This is a genomic window from Pseudomonas sp. JE3303 (assembly GCF_056312565.1).
In genome coordinates, this window is the sequence record NZ_JBWGIF010000007.1 from 40,148 (window position 1) to 66,484 (window position 26,337).

21 protein-coding genes and 1 riboswitch are annotated in these 26,337 nt (G+C 64.6%); of the genes, 12 read left to right on the forward strand and 9 right to left on the reverse strand.

Annotated elements, in window-relative coordinates:
- Nucleotides 1-14: 14 nt before the first annotated feature.
- Together AC0ZZU_RS11560 and AC0ZZU_RS11565 are read left to right on the forward strand one after the other, a co-directional pair.
- Nucleotides 15-482, forward strand: coding sequence for a VOC family protein (locus tag AC0ZZU_RS11560; protein ID WP_476340781.1), 468 nt, complete (start codon nt 15-17; stop codon nt 480-482).
- A gap of 85 nt (nt 483-567) precedes the next feature.
- Nucleotides 568-1,758 (forward strand): hypothetical protein, encoded by a 1,191-nt coding sequence (locus tag AC0ZZU_RS11565; RefSeq protein ID WP_476340782.1) that lies wholly within the window; start codon nt 568-570, stop codon nt 1,756-1,758.
- Nucleotides 1,759-1,905: 147 nt separating this feature from the next.
- On the opposite strand, the gene AC0ZZU_RS11570 is transcribed toward AC0ZZU_RS11565, so the two are convergent.
- On the reverse strand, nt 1,906-3,231 hold the full coding sequence (locus tag AC0ZZU_RS11570) for a sigma-54 dependent transcriptional regulator (protein ID WP_476340784.1): 1,326 nt from the start codon (nt 3,229-3,231) through the stop codon (nt 1,906-1,908).
- A 330-nt stretch (nt 3,232-3,561) separates the two neighbouring features.
- On the opposite strand from AC0ZZU_RS11570, the gene AC0ZZU_RS11575 reads away from it, so the two are divergent.
- Nucleotides 3,562-3,828: a hypothetical protein gene (locus tag AC0ZZU_RS11575; protein ID WP_476340785.1), complete on the forward strand. Its 267-nt coding sequence runs from the start codon at nt 3,562-3,564 to the stop codon at nt 3,826-3,828.
- Between the two features lie 12 nt (nt 3,829-3,840).
- On the opposite strand, the gene AC0ZZU_RS11580 is transcribed toward AC0ZZU_RS11575, so the two are convergent.
- From AC0ZZU_RS11580 to cobW, 4 genes are read right to left on the reverse strand one after another with little or no spacing between them, the layout of a single operon-like run.
- A complete protein-coding gene (locus AC0ZZU_RS11580) occupies nt 3,841-4,452 on the reverse strand; it encodes a vWA domain-containing protein (protein WP_476340786.1) in 612 nt (203 codons plus the stop codon).
- Between the two features lie 56 nt (nt 4,453-4,508).
- The gene (locus tag AC0ZZU_RS11585) at nt 4,509-5,510 is read right to left on the reverse strand and encodes a magnesium chelatase ATPase subunit I (protein ID WP_476340787.1); all 1,002 of its coding nucleotides are present in this window, start codon (nt 5,508-5,510) and stop codon (nt 4,509-4,511) included.
- A 1-nt stretch (nt 5,511) separates the two neighbouring features.
- Entirely contained in the window at nt 5,512-9,273 is a 3,762-nt protein-coding gene (gene cobN, locus AC0ZZU_RS11590; protein ID WP_476340788.1) for a cobaltochelatase subunit CobN, read from the reverse strand.
- 3 nt (nt 9,274-9,276) lie between these two features.
- A complete protein-coding gene (gene cobW, locus AC0ZZU_RS11595; RefSeq protein ID WP_476340789.1) occupies nt 9,277-10,350 on the reverse strand; it encodes a cobalamin biosynthesis protein CobW in 1,074 nt (357 codons plus the stop codon).
- A gap of 96 nt (nt 10,351-10,446) precedes the next feature.
- Nucleotides 10,447-10,645, reverse strand: a riboswitch (cobalamin riboswitch).
- Nucleotides 10,646-10,741: 96 nt separating this feature from the next.
- Here cobW and AC0ZZU_RS11600 point away from each other — a divergent pair.
- The 5 genes from AC0ZZU_RS11600 to AC0ZZU_RS11620 all read left to right on the forward strand — a co-directional run bounded on the left by AC0ZZU_RS11600 (nt 10,742) and on the right by AC0ZZU_RS11620 (nt 16,497).
- Entirely contained in the window at nt 10,742-11,170 is a 429-nt protein-coding gene (locus AC0ZZU_RS11600; RefSeq protein WP_476340790.1) for a cobalamin biosynthesis protein, read from the forward strand.
- 27 nt (nt 11,171-11,197) lie between these two features.
- Entirely contained in the window at nt 11,198-11,944 is a 747-nt protein-coding gene (gene cobM / locus AC0ZZU_RS11605; protein WP_476340791.1) for a precorrin-4 C(11)-methyltransferase, read from the forward strand.
- 71 nt (nt 11,945-12,015) lie between these two features.
- Nucleotides 12,016-12,282, forward strand: coding sequence for a DUF1272 domain-containing protein (locus AC0ZZU_RS11610; RefSeq protein ID WP_476341071.1), 267 nt, complete (start codon nt 12,016-12,018; stop codon nt 12,280-12,282).
- Nucleotides 12,283-12,599: 317 nt separating this feature from the next.
- A complete protein-coding gene (locus AC0ZZU_RS11615) occupies nt 12,600-13,214 on the forward strand; it encodes a response regulator (RefSeq protein ID WP_476340793.1) in 615 nt (204 codons plus the stop codon).
- A 7-nt stretch (nt 13,215-13,221) separates the two neighbouring features.
- Complete coding sequence (locus AC0ZZU_RS11620; protein ID WP_476340794.1) at nt 13,222-16,497, forward strand: transporter substrate-binding domain-containing protein; 3,276 nt, start codon at nt 13,222-13,224, stop codon at nt 16,495-16,497.
- Between the two features lie 30 nt (nt 16,498-16,527).
- Here AC0ZZU_RS11620 and gntR read toward each other — a convergent pair whose 3' ends face one another.
- Nucleotides 16,528-17,547, reverse strand: coding sequence for an HTH-type transcriptional regulator GntR (gene gntR / locus AC0ZZU_RS11625; RefSeq protein WP_476340796.1), 1,020 nt, complete (start codon nt 17,545-17,547; stop codon nt 16,528-16,530).
- A gap of 207 nt (nt 17,548-17,754) precedes the next feature.
- On the opposite strand from gntR, the gene AC0ZZU_RS11630 reads away from it, so the two are divergent.
- From AC0ZZU_RS11630 to AC0ZZU_RS11640, 3 genes are all read left to right on the forward strand, one after another.
- The gene (locus AC0ZZU_RS11630; RefSeq protein WP_476340798.1) at nt 17,755-18,294 is read left to right on the forward strand and encodes a gluconokinase; all 540 of its coding nucleotides are present in this window, start codon (nt 17,755-17,757) and stop codon (nt 18,292-18,294) included.
- A 100-nt stretch (nt 18,295-18,394) separates the two neighbouring features.
- Complete coding sequence (locus AC0ZZU_RS11635; protein ID WP_476340799.1) at nt 18,395-19,747, forward strand: GntP family permease; 1,353 nt, start codon at nt 18,395-18,397, stop codon at nt 19,745-19,747.
- 78 nt (nt 19,748-19,825) lie between these two features.
- Nucleotides 19,826-20,131 carry a hypothetical protein gene (locus AC0ZZU_RS11640; RefSeq protein WP_476340800.1) on the forward strand — a complete coding sequence of 102 codons (306 nt, stop codon included), beginning with the start codon at nt 19,826-19,828 and terminating at the stop codon, nt 20,129-20,131.
- Here AC0ZZU_RS11640 and AC0ZZU_RS11645 read toward each other — a convergent pair whose 3' ends face one another.
- The 3 genes from AC0ZZU_RS11645 to AC0ZZU_RS11655 all read right to left on the reverse strand — a co-directional run bounded on the left by AC0ZZU_RS11645 (nt 20,132) and on the right by AC0ZZU_RS11655 (nt 24,708).
- Nucleotides 20,132-21,556 carry a sigma-54-dependent transcriptional regulator gene (locus tag AC0ZZU_RS11645; RefSeq protein ID WP_476340801.1) on the reverse strand — a complete coding sequence of 475 codons (1,425 nt, stop codon included), beginning with the start codon at nt 21,554-21,556 and terminating at the stop codon, nt 20,132-20,134.
- A complete protein-coding gene (locus tag AC0ZZU_RS11650) occupies nt 21,525-23,018 on the reverse strand; it encodes a sensor histidine kinase (protein WP_476340802.1) in 1,494 nt (497 codons plus the stop codon). The genes AC0ZZU_RS11645 and AC0ZZU_RS11650 overlap by 32 nt, the downstream gene beginning before the upstream one ends.
- A gap of 241 nt (nt 23,019-23,259) precedes the next feature.
- Nucleotides 23,260-24,708 (reverse strand): ATP-binding protein, encoded by a 1,449-nt coding sequence (locus AC0ZZU_RS11655; RefSeq protein ID WP_476340804.1) that lies wholly within the window; start codon nt 24,706-24,708, stop codon nt 23,260-23,262.
- 258 nt (nt 24,709-24,966) lie between these two features.
- On the opposite strand from AC0ZZU_RS11655, the gene AC0ZZU_RS11660 reads away from it, so the two are divergent.
- Entirely contained in the window at nt 24,967-26,313 is a 1,347-nt protein-coding gene (locus AC0ZZU_RS11660) for a hypothetical protein (protein WP_476340805.1), read from the forward strand.
- The last annotated feature ends 24 nt before the right edge of the window (nt 26,314-26,337 follow it).

Below are 26,337 nucleotides of genomic sequence, written 5' to 3' on the forward strand. Positions count from 1 at the left end.
TGGAGGAATCTGAAATGTCAGCCAAACCCATCCCCGAAGGCCAGCACAGCATCACCCCCTACCTCGGCATCAAGGATGCGGCCCGGGCCATCGAGTTCTACAAGGAGGCTTTTGGCGCGATCGAGATGTTCCGTCTCGATGGCCCCGATGGCCGGGTCGGGCATGCCGAGCTGAAGATCGGCGATTCTTCGTTGATGCTCGCCGAACCCTGTGGCGAGTCCGGCGGGCTCACGGCCAGCCAGTCGCTCAACGGCGTGGCCGTGGGCCTGCATCTGTACGTCGAAGACGTCGATACCCGCTTCGCACAGGCCATCCGGGCAGGTGCCCGCGAAGTGAGCCCGGTCAAGGACCAGTTCTACGGCGACCGCAGCGGCTCGCTGAAGGATCCGTTCGGTAATCTGTGGTTCGTCTCGACCCACAAGGAAGACCTCAGCGTCGAGGAAATCCGCGCCCGCGCCGCCAAGATGTTCGCGAGTGCCTGAGCCGCAAGTTCTCAAGCCACAAGCTGCACGTTGAAAGCGCCGCCGCTTTGCGTGAAGCTTGCGGCTTGAAGCTTGGAGCTGCTCTATGCGAATCATCGAGAAGAACGCAGGCCTGGTGCGTACCCTCACCCCCGCCGAGGAAGACCTTCTGCGCCGCTTTGCGCTGGGAACGCTGGTTGGCCCATCGCTACTGCAATCCAACCAGTTGCTGATGAAAGTACGCAACGCCGGCCACTGGCTGGCCTGCGATTGCCGCAGCGACGCATTGCCCGTACTGAACGTGACCCTCAACGGACACACTGGCACGCTGTTCCTGAAGAACAACCCTGGAACCGCCGAGCATGCGCCGGGGTGCGCCTTCACCAAGGACGAGCGCGAAGCCGCCGAGCGTGAAAACGACAACGCCGCGCCTGCGGCATGGTTGCCGCCGGACACGCCATTGCGCCTGATCGGCGACTATCCCCGTGCGGCCCAGGGCACGGGCGGCGGCATGGGCGATGGCGGTGAACGTCGCGAGCAGCAGCGCCTGCTGTCGTTGCTGCTGACGCTGATCGAGACCAGTGGCCTGAACCTCTACGCTACCCACCTCAAGAAAGACCTGACCTCGCAATTCGCCGAGCTGCGCAGCGTTGCCAGCCGTTACCCGCTGCTTGAGCGAGTGCCTGCCAGCAACTACCTCGAAACCCGCCTCGACATGAAGCACATGATGATGCTCAAGGCCCGCCTGCGCGAGGCCACGGTGTTCGGCAGCCATCGCCGCCATGGGCTGTTGCTCGATTGCGTCGAGCAGATCAAGGGCCGCAAGGTCTTCAATGCCCGCAGCGAAGACGGCTTCGACTTCCAGGGTCACCACCTGATCTGGGGCGGCGCCAGGACGCCCGGGCCGTTGTTGGCCCTGACGCTGTATTCACCGGCCACCGCCGGAAGCAGTTTCTATGAGCTGATTCATGTCGCCAGCGTGCCGGTGCTGTCGCGTGGGCATCTGTTTCCGGTGTACCGCGACGAAGAGCGCGAGCCGTTGAAGATGCTGGTGTCGCTGATCGACTGGATGGCGAGCAAGGGGGTCAAGGTGTTGATGCGCCGGCCGGTGATCGGGGGGGAGGTAATGGATGAGCTGGTGCTGACCTCTGACCAGGATCGGGTGTTGTCGGTGTCGCTTACGCATGAGCCTTTGGGGGCGGAGCCGGATACCGAGAACTTCAAGCGGCTTGCGGATTTCAAGAGCCTGGATACGTTTCGGAAGTATGTTGCTGGGTTTTTCATGCGGGAGCGGTGACTTTCGCTTTAGAGGGTGTGCTGCGGTCTGCTCTTGTGCCGCGGTCTGCCCTTGTGCTGCGGTCTGCCCGGTGCTGCGGTCTGCCCTGTGTAGGAGCAGACCGCGCCAGACAAAGAGCGAAACGCAGCGGTCCGCAGGGGTCTGCGGTCACCGAATCTGATGCTTATGCAGCAACCGATAAAACGTCGGCCGCGACACCCCCAGTACCTTGGCAGCAATACTCAGGTTATCGCTGTGCCGATTGAGCACATCACACAACGCCTGACGCTCAGCCCGGTGCTTGTAGTCCTCAAGCGTACCCATGGGCGACTCTTCGTCCTCGAGCACCTGCAAACCCAGGTCCGGCGCTTCGATCTGCCGGCCTTCGGCCAACACCAGCCCGCGGCGTACGCGGTTGGCCAGCTCGCGGACGTTGCCCGGCCAATCGTGACGGCCCATCGCGGACAGCGCCGCATCGCTGAACGTGCGCGGCCTGCGCCCGGTCTCGTGGCTGTAGAAATGGGAAAAATGACTGGCCAGGATCGACAGGTCCCCATGCCGGTCGCGCAAGGGGGCGGTGACCACCTGCAAGACGTTCAGCCGGTAATACAGGTCTTCGCGGAAACGCCCGTTATCGACCGCTCTTTCCAGGTTCACATGGGTCGACGCCAGGACCCGGACGTCGACCGGGATCGACTGGCTGCCCCCTACCCGCTCGATATGCTTTTCCTGGAGAAAACGCAGCAACCTTGCCTGCAGGTCCAGCGGCAGGTCGCAGATCTCGTCGAGAAACAGCGTGCCGCCGTTGGCCGCTTCGATGCGCCCGACCTTGCGCTGATGCGCACCTGGGAACGCACCTTTTTCGTGACCGAAGAGCTCCGACTGCAGCAGATGCTCCGCGATCGTTCCGCAATTGATTGCGATGAAGGGCTTGTCCTTGCGCTGGGACTGGAGATGCAGGGTACGCGCCACCAGCTCCTTGCCGGTACCGCTTTCGCCGCGGATCAGCACTGGCGACTCCGTGGGCGCAAGCTTGCTCAGCAGCTTGCGCAGTTCACGCATGGGCCGGCTGTCCCCGAGCAGTTCGTGGGCAGGCTCCATGGCCGAAACGTTGCCTTTGACCCGCAGGCGCGCCATACCCCACGCCCGCCCAAGAGTCACCTGAACCCGGGTGACATCGAACGGCAACGTGTGAAAGTCGAAGAACCACTCGCACACAAAGTCACCGACATTCTGCATACGCAGTTCATCGGCGCTGAGCACGGCAATCCATTCGGTGTTGCTGCGGCTGATCAGGTCCTTGACCGCGTCAGGGTGGCGCAGGTGTGAAGCTTGCAGGCGCAGCAGACCGACATCGCAAGGATGTTCCAGCGCCGAGCCCAGGGTTGAGCTGCGCACGTCCCAACCGGCGCCCTGCAGGCCCGGCAGGAGACGATGGCAATCGTCACACGGATCGACGATCAACAGACGGCGAGTGGATGCAGGTTCAAGCATGACCTTTCCTTGGCGCCAATTTTTAGTTTTTCGAATAGAAACAGCTAGTTGGCGAGCACGATTTAACAGTAGCAATGAACCGTCAATGGCCCACTACCGTTTGTCAGCAAAATGCTGGTGTGCTGAACCTTCCGCCATTTCTCCAATCCTTGGCCGTAACAAGCGGGGGGATCTGATAAATCCTAGCCGTCATTCTTGAAAATTTTACAGTCTGTGTGACTTCGTCCTTCCTACCGAGCATCAGTACCCATGAACCCGCGCTGGATTCGGACTGTTTCCAGCATTGCGGACCTACTCCCGATGTTTACGACCAAAGAGAGAGAGCGAACCATGAACGCCCCGCTCCGCGTCAACGAAGCATTGCTGATCACCGACCATGCTTTCGAGCCTTTCCAGTGCGTTGCCTGGGACCAGCCCAATGGCACTGGCGAGCTCAGCCTGGCAGTGGTAGACCGGACCCGCACCCGCATCGGCGGCAAGCAAGTCTCTTCGAGCATCTATTCGGATCCGGCCCGCCTGGCCATCCTGATCGAGGAAGTACGCGCCGAGCTCTTTGAAAAGGGCTACAACCTGCAACCGTGGACGATGCCCAGGTAAGCAACGCCAGTGTCAGCCCAGCGTCCTGAAGCCGTCGATATGCCGGTAATCGGCCTGTAGTTCATCGGCCAGTTTTCGCGCCTTGCCCAATCGCACTGGCGCGCGCTCGATATCCACCAGGATGCTGGCGCACGGCATCGGCGCCAACGCCGGCCATGGCTGCAGGCGCCCGTCGGTCACCACCAGGCAGCGCTGGACTTCATGGGGATGATGCTTGCGCCGTTGCACCAGCCAATGACGAGCCTGCTCCAGCGCGTCGAGCAAGGGCGTACCGCCTCCCGCGCCGAGGCTCTGCAGCCAGGGCTGCAAGGCCGCTGAGGCCTTCAGGCCGTGACGCTGCCATTGCGGCGTGCGGCCGCTGGCAGTGAGCAGGGTCAGGCGTGCGCGCTGGCGATAGGCCTGATCGAAGAAGGCTGCCAGCAGCCCCTTGGCCTGGCTCAACGCCTGGTGCCGCCGGGTTGAGGCCGAGGCGTCGACGACCACCAGCCAGAGTTCCGGAGCCTGCGCCCGGCGTTGCTGCCAGCGCAGGTCTTCAGTCCTGCGCGGGCGGCCCTTGAGCAAGGTCGCCAGCCAGTCGACACGCCCGCACACTGCCGCCTGGGCACGGCCTCGCGGTCCTCCCATCAAGTCTGCAGCGCGGGGGCTGGCATCCGTTGGCAAGGCTTCTTGCTGGCGGATGCTCAGGGCTTTTTTGCCCAGTCTGGCACCTCGCGCCGGGCGCCGACAGCGACGGACTGGGGAGCCATGGCACCCCACTCGCCCTGTCCAGTCTGTTCGCGCGGCTGGTCGCTGCCCCCCTGGGGCGGCGCAGGTGGCGGCGCGCCGGGCGGGGACTCACGCCGCCGATGACGCAGGGCAAACTCGGCAACGGCTTGCACGTCCTCCTCCTCGATCGCCTCGGCACCTCGCCAGGCCGCATGGGCACGAGCCGCCCGCAGCCAGACCAGGTCCGCACGCAGACCATCCACCCCAGCGGCAAAGCAGCGCTCGGTGATCCAGGCCAGTGCCCGGTCGTCCAGCGCGATGGCCGCAAGGCGCTGGCGCGCCGCATGGCACCGCTCTCGCAGCTGCGCCTGGGCCACGGCCCATTGCTCGCAGAAAGCCTGGGGATCGCTGTCGAAGGCCAGGCGCCGGCGAATGATCTGCTGGCGCGCCTCAGGCGGCGGTTGCCCTTCGAGCGCGATGTTCAGCCCGAAGCGGTCGAGCAGCTGGGGACGCAGCTCGCCTTCTTCCGGGTTCATGGTGCCGATCAACACGAACCGCGCACTGTGGCGGTGGGAAATACCGTCGCGCTCGATGCGGTTGGTGCCGCTGGCGGCTACATCCAGCAACAGGTCGACCAGATGGTCGGGCAGCAAGTTGACCTCATCGACGTACAGCACCCCGCCGTCAGCGTGGGCCAGTACGCCCGGCGAGAACTGCGCCTTGCCCTGCCCGAGCGCGGCGTCCAGGTCGAGGGAGCCGATCAGCCGCTCTTCGCTCGCCCCCAGCGGGAGGGTCACGAACGGGCCTTCGCCGAGCAGGTCGGCCAGGCCACGGGCCAGGGTGCTCTTCGCCATGCCGCGCGGGCCTTCGATCAGCACGCCGCCGATCTTCGGGTCGATGGCGGTCAGGCACAGTGCAAGCTTGAGCGCTTCGGCGCCGACCACGGCAGCCAGGGGAAACTGTACGGGTTCAGTCATTTCAAGCCTCTTCCTCGCCCGCCAGCAACTGCTCCTCGAGGGCCTCGCGGTAGCTGCCCGGCTCCTGCCACAGGCCACGCTGCTGGGCTTCGAGCAGCCGCTCGGTGATGTCGCGCAGGGCTTCGGGATTGTGCTGGCGGATGAAATCGCGGGTCGCTGGGTCGAGCACATAGGCTTCGGCCAGGGACTGGTAATGGTGGTCGTCGATCAGGTGCGTGGTCGCATCGAAGGCGAACAGGTTGTCGACGGTGGCGGCCAGCTCGAATGCACCTTTATAGCCATGGCGCTTGATGCCCTCGATCCACTTGGGGTTGAGCGCGCGGGCGCGGATCACCCGGTTGAGCTCTTCCTTGAGGGTGCGGATGCGCGGGCGGTCGGCCTGGCTGTGGTCGCCGTGATAGCTGGCCACCGTGCTGCTGGCCTGGGTTTGTGCAGCGGCGAGCATGCCGCCCTGGAACTGGTAGTAGTCATTGGAGTCGAGCAGGTCGTGCTCGTGATTGTCCTGGTTCTGTACCACCGCCTGCACCTGGGACAGGCGCCGGGCGAATTCGACGCGCGCCGGCGTGCCCTCGTCGCCGGCGCCGTAGGCGTAGCCGCCGTGGTTGAGGTAGACCTCGGCCAAGTCTTCGCGGGTGTGCCACAGGCGCCCGTCGATGGCATTCTGTACCCCTGCCCCATAGGCGCCCGGCTTGGCGCCGAAAATCCGCCAGCCTGCCTGGCGCGCCGCCTGTTGCGATTCCATGCCTTCGGCGACCAGCGCTTCACGCTCGGCACGCACCTTGGCAGCCAGGGGATTGAGATCGTCTGGTTCGTCCAGCGCGGCCACCGCTTGTACCGCCGCGTCGAACAGGCGAATCAGGTTGCCGAACGCATCGCGGAAGAAACCCGACACGCGCAAGGTCACATCGACCCGCGGCCGGTCAAGCAGGCTCAGGGGCAGGATCTCGAAGTCGTCCACGCGCTGACTGCCACTGGCCCATACCGGGCGCACGCCCAACAGCGCCATGGCCTGGGCGATGTCGTCGCCGCCGGTGCGCATGGTCGCCGTGCCCCACACCGACAGGCCTAGCTGGCGCAGGTGATCGCCATGGTCTTGCAAGTGGCGTTCAAGAATCAGGTTCGCCGAGGCGAAGCCCAGGCGCCAGGCGGTGGTGGTCGGCAGGTTGCGAACATCGACGGTATAGAAGTTGCGCCCGGTGGGCAGCACATCGAGGCGCCCCCGGCTAGGTGCACCGCTCGGGCCGGCTGGCACGAAGCGTCCGGCCAGCGCCGCCAGCAGGCCATTGATTTCCGCGGGGCCGCAGGCGTCCAGGCTGGGTGCCACATGCTGGGCCAAGGTGTCGAGCACAGCCTGCACGGGCTGCCATCGAGGTCCTTGCGGTGCCTGCTCCTGCCCTTGCAGCGTCGCCTCGATCAGGCGCATGGCCAGCAGTTCAAGACGCTCGCGGGTGTCGCCGCAAGTGCGCCAAGGCTCGTCGCTCAGGGTCCGCAGCAGTTCCGGGCGCGGCCCTTGCCATGGCTGGCCGAGGTCGGCATCGAGCGGGTCGAAGCCCAGCGTCAGGGCCCTGGCCAGCGCGCGGATCAGGCTGGCGTTACCATCGCGGCCGTCACCGCGCGCCACTCGCAGCAGGGCCAGCAGCGTGTCGAGGCGCAAGCGTCCCTGGGGCGACTGGCCGAATATGTGCAGGCCATCGCGGATCTGCGACTCCTTGAGATCGCACAGGTAGGTATCCAGGCGTGGCAGCCACACATCGGCATCGTCCAATGCACCCTCGAGCTGTAGTTCGCGGTCGATGTGGTTGGCCTTGACCAGTTCGAGGATATCGCGCTGCAGCTCGCGGGCGCGCCGCGGGTCGAGCAGCTGCGCTTCATAGTACTCGTCGGCCAGGCGCTCCAGATGACGCAGCGGCCCGTAGGTTTCGGCGCGGGTCAGCGGCGGCATCAGGTGATCGATGATCACCGCCTGGGTGCGGCGCTTGGCCTGGGCACCCTCGCCCGGATCGTTGACGATGAAGGGATAGATGTTCGGCAACGGGCCGAGCAATGCATCGGGCCAGCATTCGGCCGACAGGCCGACACCCTTGCCCGGCAGCCATTCCAGGTTGCCGTGCTTGCCGACGTGGATCAGCGCATCGGCGGCGTAGGCGTGGCGCAACCAGAAGTAGAAGGCCAGGTAGCCGTGTGGCGGCACCAGGTCGGGATCGTGGTAGACCGCGCTTGGGTCCACCTGGTAACCGCGTGCCGGCTGGATGCCGACAAAGGTCAGGCCAAAGCGCAGCCCGGCGATCATCATTCGCCCACTGCGGCACATCGGATCCTGCTCGGCCGGGCCCCAGCGCTCCAGCACCGCCTGCTGGTTGGCAGCGGGCAAGGCGGCGAAGGCGGCATGGTAGTCGGCCAGGTCCAGGCTCTGCGCGCAAGGACGCTGGTCGAGGTGGTCCAGATCGTTGGTCACTCCGCCCAGCAGCGCATGGATCAGCGCGGTACCGCTGTGCGGCAGCTCGCCGACGGGATATTCCTGGTCCTTGAGCGCTTGCAGGATGTTAAGCGCCGCCGCCGGGGTATCGAGGCCAACGCCGTTGCCAATTCGCCCGTCGCGGGTGGGATAGTTGGCCAGCACCAGCGCCACGCGTTTTTGCCCATTGGGCAGGCGCGCCAGCTCGACCCAGTGCCGTGCCAGTTCAGCGACGAAATCCATGCGCTCGGGATGTGCCCGGTAGCAGACCACGTCCGACTGGCTGCGCTCGCTGCGCCAGGCCAGGTCCTTGAAGCTGACCGGCCGGGTGATGATCCGCCCGTCCAGTTCCGGCAGCACGATGTGCATGGCGAGGTCGCGGGCACCCAGGCCCTGCTCGCTGTCTTCCCAGCCAGGCTGGTTGTCCTGGGCGCAGATGGCCTGGAGCACCGGCACATCGCGCCTGAACGGCCGCAGGTTGGGCTGCTCGGGACTGGAAAGGGCGAAGCCTGTAGTGTTGATGATCACCTCGGCGCCGGCTTCGTCCATCCAGGCTTCGACCTGGGCGAGGCAGGCGGCTTCCTTGAGGCTGGCCACGGCGATCGGCAATGGGTTCAGCCCCGCCGCCGCGAGGCGCTCGCAGAAGGTATCCATGAAAGCAGTGTTGGCCGCCTGCAAGTGCGAGCGGTAGAACAGCACAGGGGCGACGGGCTGGTCGGGATGCCACTGGCCGAACCAGTCTGCCAGGCAGGCGCTGGCCTTGGCCGGGTGGTACACCGCGGTGCGTGGCAGCTGCTGCGGCTCATCCCAGGCGTAGTCGCGGCCAAGCCAACGGTTGGCCAGGCACTTGAACAGGTTCAGGGCATTGGCCTTGCCGCCCTGGCGCAGGAAGTGCCAGGCACGATCCGCCTCGGCGCCCGAGACCGTGCCCAGGCCCATCAACTCCGGGTCAGGGCGGTCGTCGCCCGGCACCAGGATCAGATGAACACCCCGTTCGGCCAGCGTGACCAACTGCTCGACGCCGTAACGCCAGTAGCCGACACCGCCGTGCAGCGACACCAGGATGACCTTGGCGTGGCGCAGCACCTGGCCGACATAAAGGTCGACCGAGGCATGGTTCTGCACCTGCATGGGGTTGGCCAGGCGCAGGCTGGGGAAGTCCTCCGGCAACTGCTGGGCGGTTTCGGCCAGCAGTGCCAGGTGCGAATCACCGCTGCAGAGGATCACCAGGTCAGCGGGTGTCTGGCCGAGATCGGCGATGCTGTCGTCCGGTACGAAGCAACCGGGCTGGGTCCGCAGCAGGTGCATGGGTCAGGCGCCCAGTGCCTGGCGCAGGCGAGCTTCGAGCAGCGCCGCGTCCAGTTCCTGGCCGATCAGCACCAGGCGGGTGATGCGCGGCTCGTCGGCACGCCAGGCGCGGTCGAAGTGCTTGTCGAAGCGGCTGCCCACGCCCTGGATCAGCAAACGCATCGGCTTGCCGGGAATGGCCGCGAAGCCCTTGGCGCGCAGGATGCCGAATTCGGTTACCAGGCTGGTCAGGGCGTCGAGCAGCAGGCTCTCGTCGGCTTCGGGCAAGTCGATGGAAATCGAATCGAACGCGTCGTGGTCATGGTCATGGTCGTCATGGTCATCGCCGTCGTGGTGCGAATCATGATGGGTACGGCGGCCGTCGATGTGCGCCTCGGACTCGGCACCGACGCCCAGCAGCACGTCAAGCGGCAAGCGGCCACTGCTGGCCTCGATGACCTTGACCGCCGGGGGCAGCTCTTCTAGCACTTCGGCGCGCACCTTGGCCAGGTCGGCGGGGGCGATCAGGTCGGCCTTGTTCAGCACCACCAGGTCGGCGCTGGCCAACTGATCGGCGAACAGCTCGTGCAGTGGTGATTCATGGTCCAGGTTCGGGTCGAGCTTGCGCTGGGCGTCGACCTGGTCGGGATAGGCTGCGAAAGTGCCGGCGGCTACTGCCGGGCTGTCGACCACGGTGATGACCGCATCGACGGTGCAGGCGTTGCGGATTTCTGGCCACTGGAAGGCCTGGACCAGCGGCTTGGGCAGGGCCAGGCCACTGGTTTCGATGAGGATGTGGTCCAGGTCGCCACGCCGTGCGACCAGCTCGCGCATGACCGGAAAGAACTCTTCCTGCACGGTGCAGCACAGGCAGCCATTGGCCAGCTCATAGACGCGGCCGCTGGCCTCTTCCTCGGTGCAGCCGATGCTGCACTGCTTGAGGATTTCGCCGTCGATGCCCAGCTCGCCGAACTCGTTGACGATGACAGCGATGCGCCGGCCCTGTGCGTTGTCCAGCATGTGGCGCAGCAACGTGGTCTTGCCCGAGCCCAGGAAGCCGGTGACGATGGTGACGGGGAGCTTGGCCAGTGTTTTCATGTCGATGCCCTTGGCAGGATGGCGGGCATGCGGGACGAAAGCCGCAGGCAGGCTTGCCTGGGCGCGTTCGCCACCGGATCACCCCGCCCGGTTGGAAGTCGAATTCGTTGCGAGGCAGGTCTCCTGGCTTGCACCACACCGGCCGGGCCGGTCGATCGACGCCTTCCCGCGCTGGCGCAGTGGCTGTGTCGATCTGGGCAGTGCTTACAGTTGCGGGGGCAGCCGCGGATTGGTACCGCGTTCCCGTCTTAGCTCTGGTGCAGTTCACCAGAGAACCTCGGACCGGCAAGGCTACGCAGTGCCTGTCAGGCGGTCAACCGCTGGCTGTGATTGACGGGCGATCGGTCCCGTGATTTGCTCCTGCCGCCTATAGAGAGCAGAGGAACGCATCATGCCCGTCACCCGCGTCGAGCGCGCCGCGTTGTATGCCGGCATCGGCTGCCGGCGCGGCTGCCCCGCCAGCGAACTGGCCGAGCTGCTGCAGCAGGTGCTCGCGGCCCAGGCGTTGCCGCTCAGCGCAGTCAGAGGCCTGGCCAGCATCGAGGGCAAGTCGGACGAGCCAGGGGTGCGCCAACTGGCCGCGCAGCTAGGGCTGCCGCTGATGTTCTTCAGCGCCATGCAACTGGCGCCGTTCGAGGCGCAGCTGAGCCAGCGTTCGCTCACCGCCTGGCAACACACCGGCTGCTGGGGGGTAGCCGAGAGCGCGGCGCTGGCCATGGCCGCAACCACCCATCCCGGGCCGGTGCGACTGCACGTCACCCGTCAGGCCAGCGGCCAGGCGACACTGGCATTGGCGTGCAGCGCGGTTCTTGACGGATAATCGCCGCTTTACCTGCAAGGATTCTTCATGACGGTCTATTTCATCGGCGCCGGCCCCGGCGATCCCGAGCTGATCACGGTCAAGGGCCAGCGCCTGATCCGTCAGTGTCCGGTGATCATCTATGCCGGCTCCCTGGTTCCGGCCGCCGTGCTTGAAGGCCATCGTGCCGACGTAGTGTTGAACAGCGCTGAACTGCACCTTGAGCAGATCATCGATGCCATCCGCAGCGCCCATGCCAAGGGGCAGGATGTCGCGCGCGTGCACAGCGGCGACCCGAGCCTCTACGGCGCCATCGGCGAGCAGATCCGTCATCTGCGCGAACTGGGCATCGACTACCAGATCATCCCCGGCGTTACCGCCACGGCCGCCAGCGCGGCGCTGCTGGGCTGTGAACTGACCCTGCCGGAGGTGGCGCAGACTGTCATCCTGACCCGCTATGGCGACAGCTCGCCGATGCCTGCCGGTGAGCAGCTGGCCGATCTCGCCCGGCACCGCTGCACCCTGGCCATTCACCTTGGGGTCAAGCACCTGGAGAAGATCGTCGCCGAGCTGCTCCCGCATTATGGCGGTGACTGTCCGATCGCCGTGGTGCACCGCGCCACCTGGCCGGACCAGGACTGGGTCCAGGGCACGCTGGATGACATTGTCCAGCGCGTGCAGGCCAAGGGGTTCCGGCGCACTGCGCTGATACTGGTGGGTCACGTGCTGGGCGACGCTCCGTTCGCCGAATCGGCGCTGTACCGCGCGGGCCATGCGCATCTCTACCGACCCTGAATCCCCTGTATTGCCAACCTGGCATGGCCGGTAGCAGACTCGGCGTTCCCATGACAGACGGAGACCTGGCCATGCTTGAACTGCGCCCCAACTGCGAGTGCTGCGGTAACGACCTGCCGGGCGACAGCCCGGATGCACTGATCTGTTCTTTCGAGTGCACGTTCTGCCGCGCTTGCGGCGACACCCATTTCCAGGGACGCTGCCCTAATTGCTCGGGGCAGTTGGTAGCGCGGCCCACGCGCGTGGGAGCGGCGTTGGTACGTAATCCGGCAGGGGTTGAGCGGGTGTTGAAGGCGCATGACGGATGTAGGGTACAGGGCGCCATGCAGCGTCCTTGAAATCGAACGTCGAATACACGAAGTCGCTCACCGGGGTGCCCTCACCCGCCTCCCGGTGAACAGACTTGTGAACACCTTTTCTCCGCCGAACCGCACTGTTTCTTACCTCAAATCGGCGTATTGCACAGCGCTTTAGGTTAAAATCCCTACCGGCTGTAGGACTTTTCAACATTCCCGCCCTCCTTTTTCAACACCTCTATACTCCCGGTACTAATGCCTAGGGATTCGACGTATTGTTCGCGCGCTGCCGGCCCCTATTGCAGACGCGTTCCTGGGTAGATCAGGAAACGGACCACATTCCGACAAGGAGTTCCCCTATGACCACCGTACTGATGGTCGACGATCACCCGGTTATCCGCCTTTCCATACGCCTGCTGCTCGAACGTGAACGATTCAAGGTCGTGGGCGAAACGGGCGACGGTGTGGATGCCGTGCAACTGGCTCGCCAGCTACGGCCGGATATCGTCATCCTCGACATCGGCCTGCCTGGCCTGGACGGCATGGAAGTCATCAAGCGCCTCAACCTGCTTGACCCCGCGCCGCGGATCATGGTGCTGACCGGACAGCCGTCGGACCTGTACGTGCGCCGCTGCATGGATGCCGGAATTTCCGCTTTCGCGCACAAGGACGAAGATATCGAGGCGGTGATCTTCGCGGTCAAGGCCATGGTCAAGGGTTACTCGACTTTCCCGGACCTCACCATCAACCGCAGCATGCTCGAAAGCGAGGCCGCCCGGCTGGCCAGCCTGTCCAACCGCGAGGTCGAAGTATTGCGCCGCCTGAGCAGCGGCGAAAACAACAAGCACATCGGCGAGACCATGCGCCTGAGCGCCAAGACCATCAGTACCTATAAAGGCCGGATCATGGACAAGCTCAAGACCGAATCCCTGGTGGAAATGGTCGACCTGGCCAAGCGCAACGACGTGATCTGACCACCCCATGAAAGCCCGCTTCTTGCTGCTGCTCGCATGCCTGCTGTCCTTGCCGCTGGCTGCCACCGACAGCGAGCCGCGGCATCTCCTGGCGCGTTCGCAGAGCGCGTCCTCGCCGCTCCAGCTGTCCACCGAGGACCGCCAGTGGCTCGACAGCCGGCATGTGCTGCGCCTGGGCAGCTCCACTCCCGACTACCCGCCTTTTGAAATCAACATCAGTCAGTACGACTACGAAGGCCTCAGCGCCGACTACGCCGGACTGATCAGCGAGCTGTTGGGCGTTCCGGTCCAGGTCCAGCGCTACCCGTCCCGCCAAGCCTCCATCACGGCCCTGCACGAAGGGCGCATCGACCTGTTGGGCAGTTCCAATGGTTTCGAAGCCGCCGACGCCGAGCTCACATTGAGCAACGCCTACGCCGACGACCAACCCGTGATCATCACCGCGCAGCACAGTGACATGGACAGCGGTGACGACCTCAGCGGCAAGCGCCTGGTGATGGTCGATCACTACCTGCCCGCCGATCAGGTGCGAGCGCTGTACCCCAAGACCCAGCTCATCCTGACTCCCTCGGCGTTGTCAGGCCTTGCGGCGGTTGCCCTGGGCCAGGCCGACGCCTACCTGGGCGATGCCATCAGCAGCGACTTCCTGATCGGCAAGAGCTTTCGCGGGCGGGTCAAGATCAACCACTTCGTCAAGATGCCGCTGGAAACCTTCGCCTTCGCCCTCGAGCGCGACAACCAGCGCCTGCGGCGCCTGGTCAATCGCGCACTGGCGCACATCAGCGATCATGAACGCCTGAACATCCTGCGCCGCTGGACCAGCGGCAACACCAGCATCCTCCTCGAACGTCGCCTGGCCGCCTTGACTGATGAGGAGCGCCGCTGGGCCGAGCAGAATCCGCAGGTCAGGGTCGTCATCACCCCGTCCCTTGCGCCACTGACGTTCTACGACGATGAGCAGAACCTGCGAGGCGTGACGGCAGACCTGCTCGAACAGATCAGCCTGCGCACCGGCCTGCATTTCCAGATCCTGCACAGCGACTCGGTGACGGCGATGATCGAGTTGGTCGACCAGGGCAAGGCCGACATGATCGGTGCCTTGGGGTATGGCACGGAACGTGAGAAACACCTGCGTTTCACACGGCCCTATCTGGTCAGCCCGCGGGTACTGGTAACGCGCAGCCAGGACGCCATCAACCCTGCGGCGCCGCTGAACGGCAAGCGCCTGGCCATCATCCGCGACTATCCGCTCAAGCCCCGCCTGCTCGAACAGTATCCCGGCGTGCGCCTGGTCGAGGTCGGCAATCCGCTGCAGTTGATGGAGGCCGTGGCACAGAACCAGGCGGACGCTGCCCTGAGCTCCATGATCAACGCCACCTACTTCACCAGCCGGCTGTTCAATGGCCGCCTGCACGTTGCCTCGATCTACGGTGAAGAGCCCGCCACGGCGGCCTTCGCCATTGCCAGTGACAAGCCGCAGCTGCAGGCCATCCTCAACAAGGCGCTGCTGAGCATCCCGCCGGAGGAAATGGACCAGCTGATCAACCGATGGCGGGTCAATGCGGTGATCAGCGACAGTCCGTGGCGCAACTATCGCTCGCTGGTGTTGCAGATTCTGATCCTCTCGGCCCTGCTGCTGGCCGGGGTGGTCTTCTGGAACAGCTACCTGCGCAAGCTCATCCACCAGCGCACCGAGGCGCAACAGGCGCTCCAGGCACAACTGGCGCTCAGCCGGGGTCTGCTCGAGCAACTGCGCCAAGCGAAGAACGATGCCGAACAGGCCAGCCAGGCCAAGAGCACTTTTCTGGCGACCATGAGCCACGAGATCCGCACTCCCATGAACGCAGTGCTCGGCCTGCTGGAGTTGTCGCTCAAGGACAACGAACGCAGCGATCCCGAGTCGTTGAAGACCGCCTACGACTCGGCCGTCGGCCTGCTGGAGCTGATCGGCGAGATCCTCGACATCTCACGCATCGAATCAGGACACATGACCCTTCAGCCCACGTCCACCGATCTGGTGGCGCTGGTGCATGGCACTGTCAAGGTGTTCGAGGGCAACCTGCGCATCAAGGGCCTGGACCTGCATCTGGATCTGCCGGCCTCGGCGCTGTGGGTCGAGGTGGACGCAGGGCGTTTCAAGCAGATCCTTTCCAATCTGCTGAGCAACGCCATCAAGTTCACCGAGCAAGGCCACGTCAGCGTCCGGCTGGGCCTGCTGGCAGACGGCTCGGCCGGGGCCTTGGGGATCCAGCTGCAGGTGCGCGACAGCGGCATCGGCATCGGCGCCTCCAACCAGGCGCGCCTGTTCAACAGCTTTGCCCAGGTGGAAGGTCCGCGCGCGCATCAGGGCGCTGGCCTGGGACTGGTGATCAGCCGCAGCCTGTGCGAACTGATGGGCGGCGCGCTCACCCTGCAGAGCCTCCAGGGTATCGGCACACAGGTCGATGTGCGCCTTACGCTGCCACGGGGACAAGTGCCCGCAGTGGAAACCGCCATCGTCAGCCGCCCCGACAACGACCGCTCGCTGGTGGTCCTGGTGGTCGACGACTACCCGGCCAACCTGATGCTGCTCGATAAACAGCTGAGTACGCTCGGCCATCAGGTCATGCAGGCAAGCGATGGCCAGGCGGCCCTGGCGCTCTGGCAGCAATCGCGCATCGATGTGGTGATCACCGACTGCAGCATGCCGCGGATGGATGGCCATGAACTGACGCGGCGGATTCGCACGCTCGAGAGTGAACGCGGCCAGTCCGCCTGCCGCATCCTGGGCCTGACCGCCAATGCCCAGGCCGAGGAACGCCAACGCTGCCTCGACAGTGGCATGGATGAGTGCCTGTTCAAACCGATCGGCCTCGAAGGGTTGCGCGCGCAGCTGTCGAGCAGCGCCGATGCCGGCCAGGCCAGCATGCCGCTCCACCCATCCGCCGAGGCTCCGAGCGATGGCTTCAACCTGGACAACCTGCGCCATCTGACCCAGGACGATGACCAGGTGATTCTGCGCCTGGTCGCGCAACTGGCCGAGAGCAACGCCGCAGACCTCGATGCGCTGCGCACGCTGGGTCATTCACCCGACGACCAGGCGCTCAGGCACCTGGTGCACCGCATCAAGGGCGGCGCGAAGATGCTCAAGGTACGCAATGTGGTACGCGACTGCGAAGCTATCGAGCAGGCCGAGCTTGCCGAAGCCGCCCTGCCACCTTTGCTGCAAGCTCTCGAGTCCAGCCTGATGAGCCTGGAGCGAGAGCTGCGGCGCTGCTCCAGAGCAATCGAAGGGACAGGCTGATCCGCCCAGGAACTGTATCGGTCATACCGTCTAGGAGCTTTCACGCACCATCAGTTCGAACCCGAGGTCTTGCTGGCGGGCCGTGACCGGCTTGCCATCGAGCAGGCTCAGCAAGGCCTGGGCCGCACTGCGGCCTACCGCCGCCCTTGGCGTGCGGATCGAGGTAAGGCGAGGGACCATGTGCGCCGAGGCTGGCAAGTCATTGAAACCCACCATCGCTACCTGCCGCGGCACCTCGATGCCTTGGCGCAGGGCCTGCAGTACCGCGCCCTGGGCCAGGTCGTCGTTGCAGAAGAAAATGCCGTCGACATCGGGCGCCTGGGCCAGCATCTGGCTGAACAGCTCGCTGCCCAGGCCGATCGACGAGGGCTGCGGCGACAGCAGCTGCAATTCCACCGCGTCCAGGCCAGCGTCGGCCAGTTCCTGGCGAAAGCCCTCGGCGCGCTGCATCACCCGGGGGTCGAGCTGGGCGGCGATGAAACCCAGGCGCCGCCGGCCCCGCTCGATCAGGTGCCGGGCAGCGGCGCGGCCGGCCTGCTGCTGCGAGAAACCCACGGATACCGCGCCCTCCTCGCCCCCCAGCTCCATCATGTGCACGCAGGGTACGCCGCTCGCGGCGAGCATCTGGCGTGAGGCCTCGCTGCGGTCGAATCCCGTCAGCAGCATGCCGCAAGGCTGATAGGCGAGGTAATTGCGGATCAGGTTTTCTTCCTGGGCGCTGTCGTAGTGGTAGTTGCCGATCAGCACTTCCAGCCCTCGGGGACGCATCACCGCGTGAATGGCCTCGAGCGTGTCGATGAACAGCTGGTTGGACAACGACGGGATCAGCACTACCACCGACTGACTGCGGGCAGATGCCAGAGCACGTGCGGCGGGATTGGCGATATAGCCAAGCGTGGCTGCAGCGGCCTGGACCTTTTCGACCAGCGCCGGGGCAACGGTGCTCACGCCGCGCAGCGCACGGGAGGCAGTGATCGGGGAAACCCCGGAAAGCCTGGCGACTTCAGCCAGGGTCGGACGACCGGTAGTACGGGAGCCAGTGCGCGTCATGGAGTGTTGTTATTCGACTTGCCAAAGTGAGGGAACGGGCACTAAGGTAGCGCTGTCTCAGGACACAGGCAATGACTCTTTGGTCGCGCATCTGTGCCGAGCGTCCATACTGCGTCAGACAAAATAAATAACACCCGGGAAGCTGGCACCCCTGTTCGCGGTCCTCATGGCCAAAGACAGCGCTACCTTGCCCCGCAGGAGGTACCGATGAATTCTCCCCTGTCCGCCATTGTGGTGATGGGCGTGGCTGGCTGCGGCAAAAGCTGCGTCGGCGCTGCCATTGCCATGAAAAGCGGCGGCCGCCTGATCGAAGGCGATGCCTTTCACCCCGCCGCGAACATCGCCAAGATGAGCGCTGGCATTCCCCTTGATGACGATGATCGCGCAGGCTGGCTGGTGCGCCTGGGTGAAGAATTGCAGGCCACGCTCAAGGCCGGCGAACGCCCGATTCTCACCTGCTCGGCGCTCAAACGCCGCTACCGCGAAAGCCTTCGCCATGCAGTGCCGGACCTGGGCTTCGTGTTTCTCGCGCTCACCCCTGATGCCGCCGAACAACGGGTACTGCTGCGTCCCGGCCACTTCATGCCGGCCAGCCTGATCGACAGCCAGTTCGCCGCCCTGGAATCGCCTCTTGGCGAGCCGCTGACCCTGGCACTGGATGCCACGGATCCGATCGAGCAACTGGCCGCGCAGGTCGACGACTGGCTAAAGCCCTGCGGTGAGCGGGCGCAGGCGCGGACTGCCTGAGCGGGCGGTTTGTCCGGCTCACCAAAGACAGCGCTGTCTCGACGCCTTGGGCGTCAAAAAGAGTTCCGCCAAAACAACGATAAAATCGAGGCACTGAACAATGTTTGGACTGGCTACTGATACCTATCTGCTGCTGGATGCACTGGTCACCATCGTCGGCCTGGTGCTGCTGATCACCCACTTCAAGGTCCACCCCTTTGTCGCCCTCACCTTGGCGGCCGGTTTTCTCGGCCTGACCTCGGGCATGGAAGTGGCCAAGGTCATGAAGTCGTTCCAGGACGGCTTTGGCGGCGTGCTTGGCTTTGTCGGGATCGTGCTTGCCTTGGGCACCATGCTTGGCAAGCTGATGGCCGACTCTGGCGGGGCCGACCAGATCGCGCAGACGCTGATCCGCGCCTTCGGCGTGAAGCGGGTGCACTGGGCGATGATGTTCGCCGCGTTCCTGGTGGGTATCCCGCTGTTCTTCGAGATCGGCTTCGTCTTGCTGATCCCGCTGGTGTTCATCGTCGCGCGCCGCTCCGGGATATCGCTGATCAAGATCGGCATTCCCCTGCTGGCCGGCCTGTCGGTGGTCCATGGCCTGGTGCCGCCGCATCCGGGGCCTTTGCTGGCAATCGGGATCTTCCAGGCTGACATCGGCAAGACCATCTTCTATGGCCTGATCGTCGCGCTGCCCACTGCTGTGATCGCCGGCCCCTTGTTCGGCAACTTCATCTCCCGCTACATCCCGGGAACGCCATCCCAGGAGCTGATGGACCAGATCGCCCGCGAGTCCAACCAGCAGAACCTGCCGAGCTTCAGCGTGACCCTGCTCACGGTGCTGCTGCCGGTGTTCCTGATGCTGCTCAAGACCTTCGCCGACGTGGTGCTGCCTGCCGAGCACATCGTACGCCAGTGGATGGACCTGATCGGCCACCCGATTACCGCCCTGCTCGCTGCCCTGTTGCTGGCCTTCTATACCTTCGGCGCGGCACGCGGCTTCTCCCGCCAGCAGATCATGAAGCTGCTCGACCAGAGCCTGGCACCCACCGCGGCCATCGTGCTGATCGTGGGCGCCGGTGGCGGTTTCAAGCAGATGCTGGTCGATACCGGCGTGGGCAATGTGATCGGGCACATGGCGGTCCAGGCGGAAATCTCGCCGATCATGCTGGCCTGGCTGGTGGCCGCGGTAATCCGCATCGCAACCGGCTCGGCCACGGTGGCCACCATTACGGGCGCGGGCATTGTCGCCCCGGTGGTCGACATGGTGCCGGGCGTCAACCGCGAGCTGCTGGTGCTCGCCACCGGCGCGGGGTCGCTGATCCTGTCGCATGTGAACGATGCGGGCTTCTGGCTGGTCAAGCAGTACTTCAACATGACCGTGGCGGAGACGTTCAAGACCTGGACCCTGATGGAGACGATTCTTTCGGTGGTGGGCATCGTGTTCATCATGCTGTTGGCGCAGGTGGTCTGACCGTTGGTCGAGCGTGGGGCACTTGGGGTGTGGGATCAACGCCTACACCACACGTGTTCCCTCAAAAGGAGTTTGACCATGAAACGCCACTCGACCCTTGCCCTGCTGGCCGCAATCCTGGCTTCCCCACTGGCCCTGGCCGTCGGCACTGGCCCGACGCATCCGGACAATCCGCACGGCACCATGCCCGAAGCAGGGACAGAGAGCACCCGCAACCCTACCCAGGCGCCCGTGCCCCGCGATACCGACCCGCGGGTTCAGGGCAGCGGCCAGCAAACCCCACCCGCCGAGCAATCCGTTGACCCACGCCTGCCGGGCATGGACGGCAGCGGCTCGGAAGGCACCGCGGGCCAGGGCGATGCCGGCAGCGGTCAGCAGCGCTGATCACCACTGGCGCTTATCGGGCCGAGCCAGGCCAAGTTTCTCGATGCGATAGCGCAGCATGTCCCGGCTCAAGCCCAGCAGACGCGCAGACTTGGTCACATTCCAGTCGGTGCGGTCGAGGGTCTTGCACACCAGATCGCGCTCCATGTCCGGCAGCGTGATGCCGTGCTCCGGTTCATGGCGCGGGGCTTCGTAACTGGCGGGCGGTGGGCCGGCCATGGGTTCGTCGATCAGGCTCATGCACAGGTTGAGCTGGTGGGGAGCGATCACCTCGTTCGGCGCCAGCAGTACCGTCTGTTCCAGCATGTTACGCAATTCACGCACATTGCCAGGCCAGCTGTAGCCCAGCATCAGGCTCTCGGCATCGCTCGAGAAGCGCAGGTTCGCCTTGCCATAACGCCGCCCGTGATGGGCAAGAAAATGCCGGGCCAGCAACAGGATGTCCTGGCCGCGGGCATACAGCCGCGGCACCTTCAGGGCGATGATGCGCAGGCGGAAGAACAGATCGCGGCGAAACTTGCCCTGCTGGACCATCTGTTCAAGGTTGCAGTTGGTCGCACTGATGATCCGCAGGTCCACCTTGCGTTCCTTGACCGCACCAATGCGCCGGATGCTGCGGTCCTCCAGCAGCTTGAGCAGCTTGGCCTGCAGCACCAGGTCCATTTCACCGATCTCGTCGAGAAACAGCGTACCGCCATCGGCCGCCTCGACCAGCCCTACGCGTCTTTCCTTGGCGTCGGTAAACGCGCCCTTCTCGTGGCCGAACAGCTCCGCCTCGAGCAGGTTTGCAGGGATGGACGCGCAGTTGAACTCGATGAAAGGCCCCTTGCTGCGCGCGCCGTCAAAATGCAGGGCGCGGGCGACCAGCTCCTTGCCGGTGCCGGTTTCCCCCTCCACCAGCACCGGCGGCAGATCGTCACTGGCCATGCGCCGTTCGGCGTCCAGCAACTGGCGCAGGGTGTGCTTGAGGCCGAGCATGGCCGGCGAGTCGCCTATCATCGCCTGCAAGCCAGACTTCTGCGCCTCGCGCTCCTGATAGAACGACAGTGTGCGCTCCATCCGTTCGGCTGCCAGCGCCTTGTCCAGCATCAGCTTGAGTTCGGCCAGCACCACCGGCTTGGTCAGGTAGTGAAAGGCGCCCTCCTTCATGGCCAGTACGGCATCTTCGACGTTGCCGTAGCCTGTCATCATGATCACTTTCAACGCCGGATCGCGCGCCACCAGCGTGCGCAGCAGCTCGTGCCCGCCCATGCCTGGCAGCGAATTGTCGGTCAGCACCGCGTCGGGACGGTGACGCTGCACCTGCTCCAGCGCCAGCTCCGCGCTGTGGCAAACGGTGACCTCGAAGCCTTTCAGGTTCAGGTAGGTTCGGATGTTGTCCGCGAGGATTTCATCATCCTCGACCACCAGGATGCTGTGCTCCATGTTCCCCTCCGGCTGCAATATTGAAAATCAGGCTCACGCGGGTTCCTTCCTCTTCGCGGCTGCTCAGGCTGACCGAGCCGCCAAAACGCTCCATGATGCGTTTGACCAGCACCAGACCGACCCCCAGGCCGCCCTGCTTGGTGGTGAAAAACGGCTTGAACACCATGTTTTCCTGCTGGCGGGTCATGCCTTTGCCCGTATCGCTCAGGGTCAATTGCACGTTCTGCCCGTCCAGGCTGGTGACCTGCGCCAACAGGCGCCCACCCTGGGGCATCGCCTCCAGGGCGTTGGAAAACAGGCTGTTGAGAATCTGCGTCAGTTGCAGCGGCTGGCTGACAACCCATAGCGCCGTGGGCGCATCAAGCTCGAAACGCACGTTGTGACGCTCGATCTGCTGGGCGAAGGCGTGGCGGGTGTCCTCGATCGCCGCCACCAGCTCAACCGCCTCCGGTTCTTCGCTGGTCGGACGCAGCGACACCAGCAGGTCGCGCACCCACCGGGACATGCGGTCGACCTGGCTGATGATATCGCCGATGTTCTTCTGCGCAGGCGTACTGGCGATGTCCTGGGCGAGTTCGGCACTGGAGCGGATATTGGCCAGCGGGTTGCGCAGGCTATGGGCAACCGCCGAAGACATCGCGCCTAGCGCCACATAGGTTTCACTGGCCACCAGCCGGCCTTGCTGGTGCTGCAGCATGCTGGCCGCGCGGCGAACGATCCAGAACAGGCCGAAGTAGATCAACGCCCCCCCCACCAGCGTCGAGGTCCAGATCAGCACGTAGCCACGCTGGATGCGGCGGATCAGGTCCTTGGGCTCCTTGTAGATCTCGACCATTGCCAGCACCTGTTCGCCCTGGGCGTCGAACATGGGCAGGTAGAGCTCGATGAACAGGTATTGGGGCACTCGCTGGAATTTTTGCTCCTCACGCGCCTCATCGGGTTCGTGGTAGCTGGCCGACACCGCGCGGCTCGAGGTGAACGCGTGCTCAAGCTCGGCATCTCTGATAATGCGCTTGCCAATGAGCTGCTTGTTGGTCGACCAGACGACGGTACGGTCCAGGGCGTAGACATTGGCCAGCAGGGTGTCGGGCAAGTGCTCCACATGGTCGAGAAACTCGACTCGAGTCGACTCGGCCAGTTCCGCGCTGATCCGGGGGTGCTGGCCGTCCTTGCGCGGGTCGAGCAGCTCGCCCATGGTGCTGCCCGGTGGCAGCTGCGAATGGCGAACCTCCGCCTGGGCCATGGCGTGGATGAACTGTGCGGTGAGCATGGCGTCACGCTCGACGCTGTCCTTGACCACGAAGCGCGTGGTCACATATCCCAGCCCACCCGCCACAGTGGCGATGATCACCAGGCTGACCACCGAAAACCAGCGCAGCAGGTTGAACTCTCGCAGCGGCGCGGCCAATGCGCTGGCGGGCGGAAACACCTTGTTGGCCCCTTCGTTTTCCAGCATCTGCATCAAGATGATCCCGCGTGGATGCCCATCCGTGAATCCGCGTGCAGTCCGTTACCGGGAGTAGCGCATTGATAGCACTTTGCCGAGAACGTTGCGTCTTCGCCTGCCTTTCAGATCTGTTGCAAGTTTCCGGCCATTGGCCATCCATCAATCAAAGATGCATATTTATCAGCTAGTTGTAGAGTACTTATGAGAAATATTCGAGGCTTAAGCCCCGATCCTGGGGAATTTTTTCCCAATGCATTCATGCACCGCTCACCAGGCGGAAGCTCAGCAGGACACTTGTGCCAGTCCCTTCCCTGCTGTTCAGCCGGATCGAGCCGCCGAAACGCTCCATGATCCGCTTTACCAGCATCAAGCCGACGCCCAGCCCACCCTGCTTGGTGGTAAAGAACGGCCGGAACGCCATGCGCTGTTGCTGTTCGCTCATGCCGCGGCCGGTGTCGGTCAGGCGCAGGGTCAGGTAGCGCCGGTCCTGGCGAACCACCTCCACACGCAAGCTGCCGCCCTGCTCCATCGCTTCAAGGGCGTTGGCGATCACGCTGTGAAAGATCTGCCCTAGCAGCGCCGGCTGGCCCAGCACCTGCACGTCGGGCACCTTGGCCAGTTCCAGCTGCACGCCGCCACGCAGCAACGGCACCGCGAACGCCTGCAGGCTCTCGTGCAAGGCCACCGGCAGATCGACGGGCACAGCTTCATCGTTCAGGGGACGCAACGACTGCAACAGCTGCCGGACCCAATGCGACATGCGGTCGACCTGCTGGATGATGTCGTTGATGTTCTTTTGCGCCGGCCCCTCATCGAACGCCTGGGCCAGCTCGGCGCTGGAGCGGATGCTGGCCAGTGGATTACGCAGGCTGTGCGCCACCGCCGAGGACATCTCGCCCAGGGCCACGAAGGTTTCGTTATTGATCAGGCGTTTCTGCTGCACCGCCAGCTGTCGCGCCGCGCGGCGCATGATCCAGTACAAGCCCCCGTACACCAGTACGGCGCCCAGGGTGATGGCGAGCCAGATCATCAGCAGGCCATGCTCGATGCGCACGATCAGGTCGTGGGGTTCCTTGTAGATCTCGACCATCGCCGTCACCCGATCGCCATCGGCATCGAACAGCGGGATGTAGTTCTCGATGAACAGCTGCTGGGGCGGGGTGACGAACATTTGCTCGACGCGCGCATCGTCGAAGTTGTGGTAGCTGGCCGATACCCGCTTCTTGTATTCGAAGGCGCGCTCCAGGTCATCGTCCGCCTCGATCACATCGCCGGTCAGCGCAGGGTTGCTCGACCAGATCACCGTGCGGTCGGGCGCGTAGATATTGGCCAGCAGCACGTCTGGCAGGTGCGCGACGTGATCGAGAAACTCTCCACGTGCCTTGCGCCGGGCATCCGGGTCGACATCGGGCATGGCGCCGTCCATGCGCGGGTCGAGCAACTCACCCATGCTGCGCACATTGGGGATCGACACATGACGCACCTCGGCGTCGCCGATCGACTGGATGAACTGGGCGGTCAGCAACGCGTCCCGCTCGACGCTCTCGTCGATGATGAAACGGCTGGAGATCAACCCCAGTCCAACGGCGATCGAAAAGATGATCGCAAGGCTCACCCAGGCGTACCAACGCAACAAATCGAACGGCTTGCGCGCCGTACCCGAGTCGGCCAGCTGTAGCAGGTCGGCGCGCGGTACAAGGTCCATGGCTGGCTCCGGCAGGGGGACCTTGGAAGGTATAGCCCATAGTTGGGGCCAGTACTCGGTCATTGTCCGAGGCACCCCCATTTCCCCCAATCCTGGGGCTGCGGGCCCGCTGCACATCTGCGTCAGGTCTTTCGACAATGCCCGCTCAGGCCATGTATCACGGGGCCTGCAAAGCCGTTTTATGAAATTGGTACGGTTGTTGCCCGACCCTGCTCAGACGCCCCAAGTCCATGGGCCCGTTTGCAAGAGGGATTTCTCATGCACCGACCAACACCGCATCCACTGGCGCTCGCGATTTTCGCCAGCCTTCTCCAGGTGCCGGCCCAGGCCGCACTCTACGATGTAGACCCTGGGCCCTACCTCCCCGAGAATGGTCATTTCGCCGCCTGGTACCAGGACACCCATGGGCGGGTCCTGGACCTGTGCTTGTCCAAGGCGGTCAGTTCCAGGGCGCCGGGTGCACCGGGCGCCCCGTCGTACATGTGCACGCTGCTGCCGACGCCGGGCGTGTTCGATGACGCCGAGCCCATCGCGTTTCCGCAGAACTTCCCCGACGAGGCGTTCTGGTTCACAGCCGATGCCTCGATCGTCGACGCGGCCCGCGGCATCGACCTGGACTTCGGGACCGCCATCGAAGCGGCCTTCAACGTCGAGGAACCGATCGACGGCGACCAGGTCAGTTTTGCCCGTGTGCGTATCCGCGTCGATGTGCCGGTGGCAGGCACCTACGTCATCACCCACCCCTATGGGGTCGACGTGTTCGATGTGCCAGCTGCTGGCCGCCGGGCGATCAACATGACCCGCGACATCGGCATCGGCTCGCCGAAAACCTACAATGGCGCCCTCAAGGGCGATGTCGGGCCGTTCCTGCGCAGCGTCAATGGCCCTTACACCGAGACCAACCCAGGCACCGGTGCCAGCGAGCGCTACATCGGTGACCCGAACCTCACCGAGGCTGTCACCGGCAGCCCGTTCAACACCAACTTCGTGCGCATCGAAGGCCCCAACGGCATCGACCTGCGCACCGAGCTGTTCTCGATTTCGGGCAAGCTGTCCGACGTGGTCCGCCCCACTCCGCTGATCCCGCTGCGAAGCACCTATTCACGGCACACCCAGGACGGCGACCTGCGCGCCCAGCAGGACGTGTTCGTGATGGCCCCGCCTGCGCCGGCGACCGTCTCGCTGGTGAGCCAGACCCCCAACCTGGCACTGACCGAGGCCAACAGTACGGGCGCCTGGTACGCCCAGTCGGCGCTCAACCCGAGCCTGCCGGTAAACCTGCAGGTGACCGCCGACAACCACCTGGCGATCCCCAGCAGCGCTCCAACCTACGCCCACCTGCCGCTGACCGACCTGGTCACTATCACTCGCGCCGAGTACAGCCTGGCCAGCGGCCAGCTGACCCTCGTCGCCACCACCAGCGACGAGGTCAGCCCGCCCACGCTCAGCGCCAGCACCGGCAACGGTGCGGTAATCGGCAGCCTCAGCGGCAACGGCGCGCTGAAGACATTGACCACCGGGCTCTCGCCGATCCCGCCTGCCACGGTCCGCGTGACCAGTGCCAACGGCGGCAGCGACAGCGAAGACGTGGTGCTGGTGCCATGAACAGTCCAAGGCTCCGCCTTCAAG

Bases quoted from the DNA above. Each gene is read 5' to 3' on its own strand.
- AC0ZZU_RS11570 (WP_476340784.1), bottom strand. From the start codon at position 3,231: ATGCTTGAACCTGCATCCACTCGCCGTCTGTTGATCGTCGATCCGTGT.
- AC0ZZU_RS11640 (WP_476340800.1), top strand. From the start codon at position 19,826: ATGAAACGCCACTCGACCCTTGCCCTGCTGGCCGCAATCCTGGCTTCC.
- AC0ZZU_RS11585 (WP_476340787.1), bottom strand. From the start codon at position 5,510: ATGACTGAACCCGTACAGTTTCCCCTGGCTGCCGTGGTCGGCGCCGAA.
- AC0ZZU_RS11655 (WP_476340804.1), bottom strand. From the start codon at position 24,708: ATGGACCTTGTACCGCGCGCCGACCTGCTACAGCTGGCCGACTCGGGT.
- AC0ZZU_RS11580 (WP_476340786.1), bottom strand. From the start codon at position 4,452: ATGGGAGGACCGCGAGGCCGTGCCCAGGCGGCAGTGTGCGGGCGTGTC.
- AC0ZZU_RS11650 (WP_476340802.1), bottom strand. From the start codon at position 23,018: ATGCAGATGCTGGAAAACGAAGGGGCCAACAAGGTGTTTCCGCCCGCC.
- AC0ZZU_RS11660 (WP_476340805.1), top strand. From the start codon at position 24,967: ATGCACCGACCAACACCGCATCCACTGGCGCTCGCGATTTTCGCCAGC.
- AC0ZZU_RS11630 (WP_476340798.1), top strand. From the start codon at position 17,755: ATGAATTCTCCCCTGTCCGCCATTGTGGTGATGGGCGTGGCTGGCTGC.
- cobM (WP_476340791.1), top strand. From the start codon at position 11,198: ATGACGGTCTATTTCATCGGCGCCGGCCCCGGCGATCCCGAGCTGATC.
- AC0ZZU_RS11600 (WP_476340790.1), top strand. From the start codon at position 10,742: ATGCCCGTCACCCGCGTCGAGCGCGCCGCGTTGTATGCCGGCATCGGC.
- gntR (WP_476340796.1), bottom strand. From the start codon at position 17,547: ATGACGCGCACTGGCTCCCGTACTACCGGTCGTCCGACCCTGGCTGAA.
- cobN (WP_476340788.1), bottom strand. From the start codon at position 9,273: ATGCACCTGCTGCGGACCCAGCCCGGTTGCTTCGTACCGGACGACAGC.
- AC0ZZU_RS11575 (WP_476340785.1), top strand. From the start codon at position 3,562: ATGAACGCCCCGCTCCGCGTCAACGAAGCATTGCTGATCACCGACCAT.
- AC0ZZU_RS11615 (WP_476340793.1), top strand. From the start codon at position 12,600: ATGACCACCGTACTGATGGTCGACGATCACCCGGTTATCCGCCTTTCC.
- AC0ZZU_RS11635 (WP_476340799.1), top strand. From the start codon at position 18,395: ATGTTTGGACTGGCTACTGATACCTATCTGCTGCTGGATGCACTGGTC.
- AC0ZZU_RS11560 (WP_476340781.1), top strand. From the start codon at position 15: ATGTCAGCCAAACCCATCCCCGAAGGCCAGCACAGCATCACCCCCTAC.
- AC0ZZU_RS11565 (WP_476340782.1), top strand. From the start codon at position 568: ATGCGAATCATCGAGAAGAACGCAGGCCTGGTGCGTACCCTCACCCCC.
- cobW (WP_476340789.1), bottom strand. From the start codon at position 10,350: ATGAAAACACTGGCCAAGCTCCCCGTCACCATCGTCACCGGCTTCCTG.
- AC0ZZU_RS11645 (WP_476340801.1), bottom strand. From the start codon at position 21,556: ATGGAGCACAGCATCCTGGTGGTCGAGGATGATGAAATCCTCGCGGAC.
- AC0ZZU_RS11620 (WP_476340794.1), top strand. From the start codon at position 13,222: ATGAAAGCCCGCTTCTTGCTGCTGCTCGCATGCCTGCTGTCCTTGCCG.
- AC0ZZU_RS11610 (WP_476341071.1), top strand. From the start codon at position 12,016: ATGCTTGAACTGCGCCCCAACTGCGAGTGCTGCGGTAACGACCTGCCG.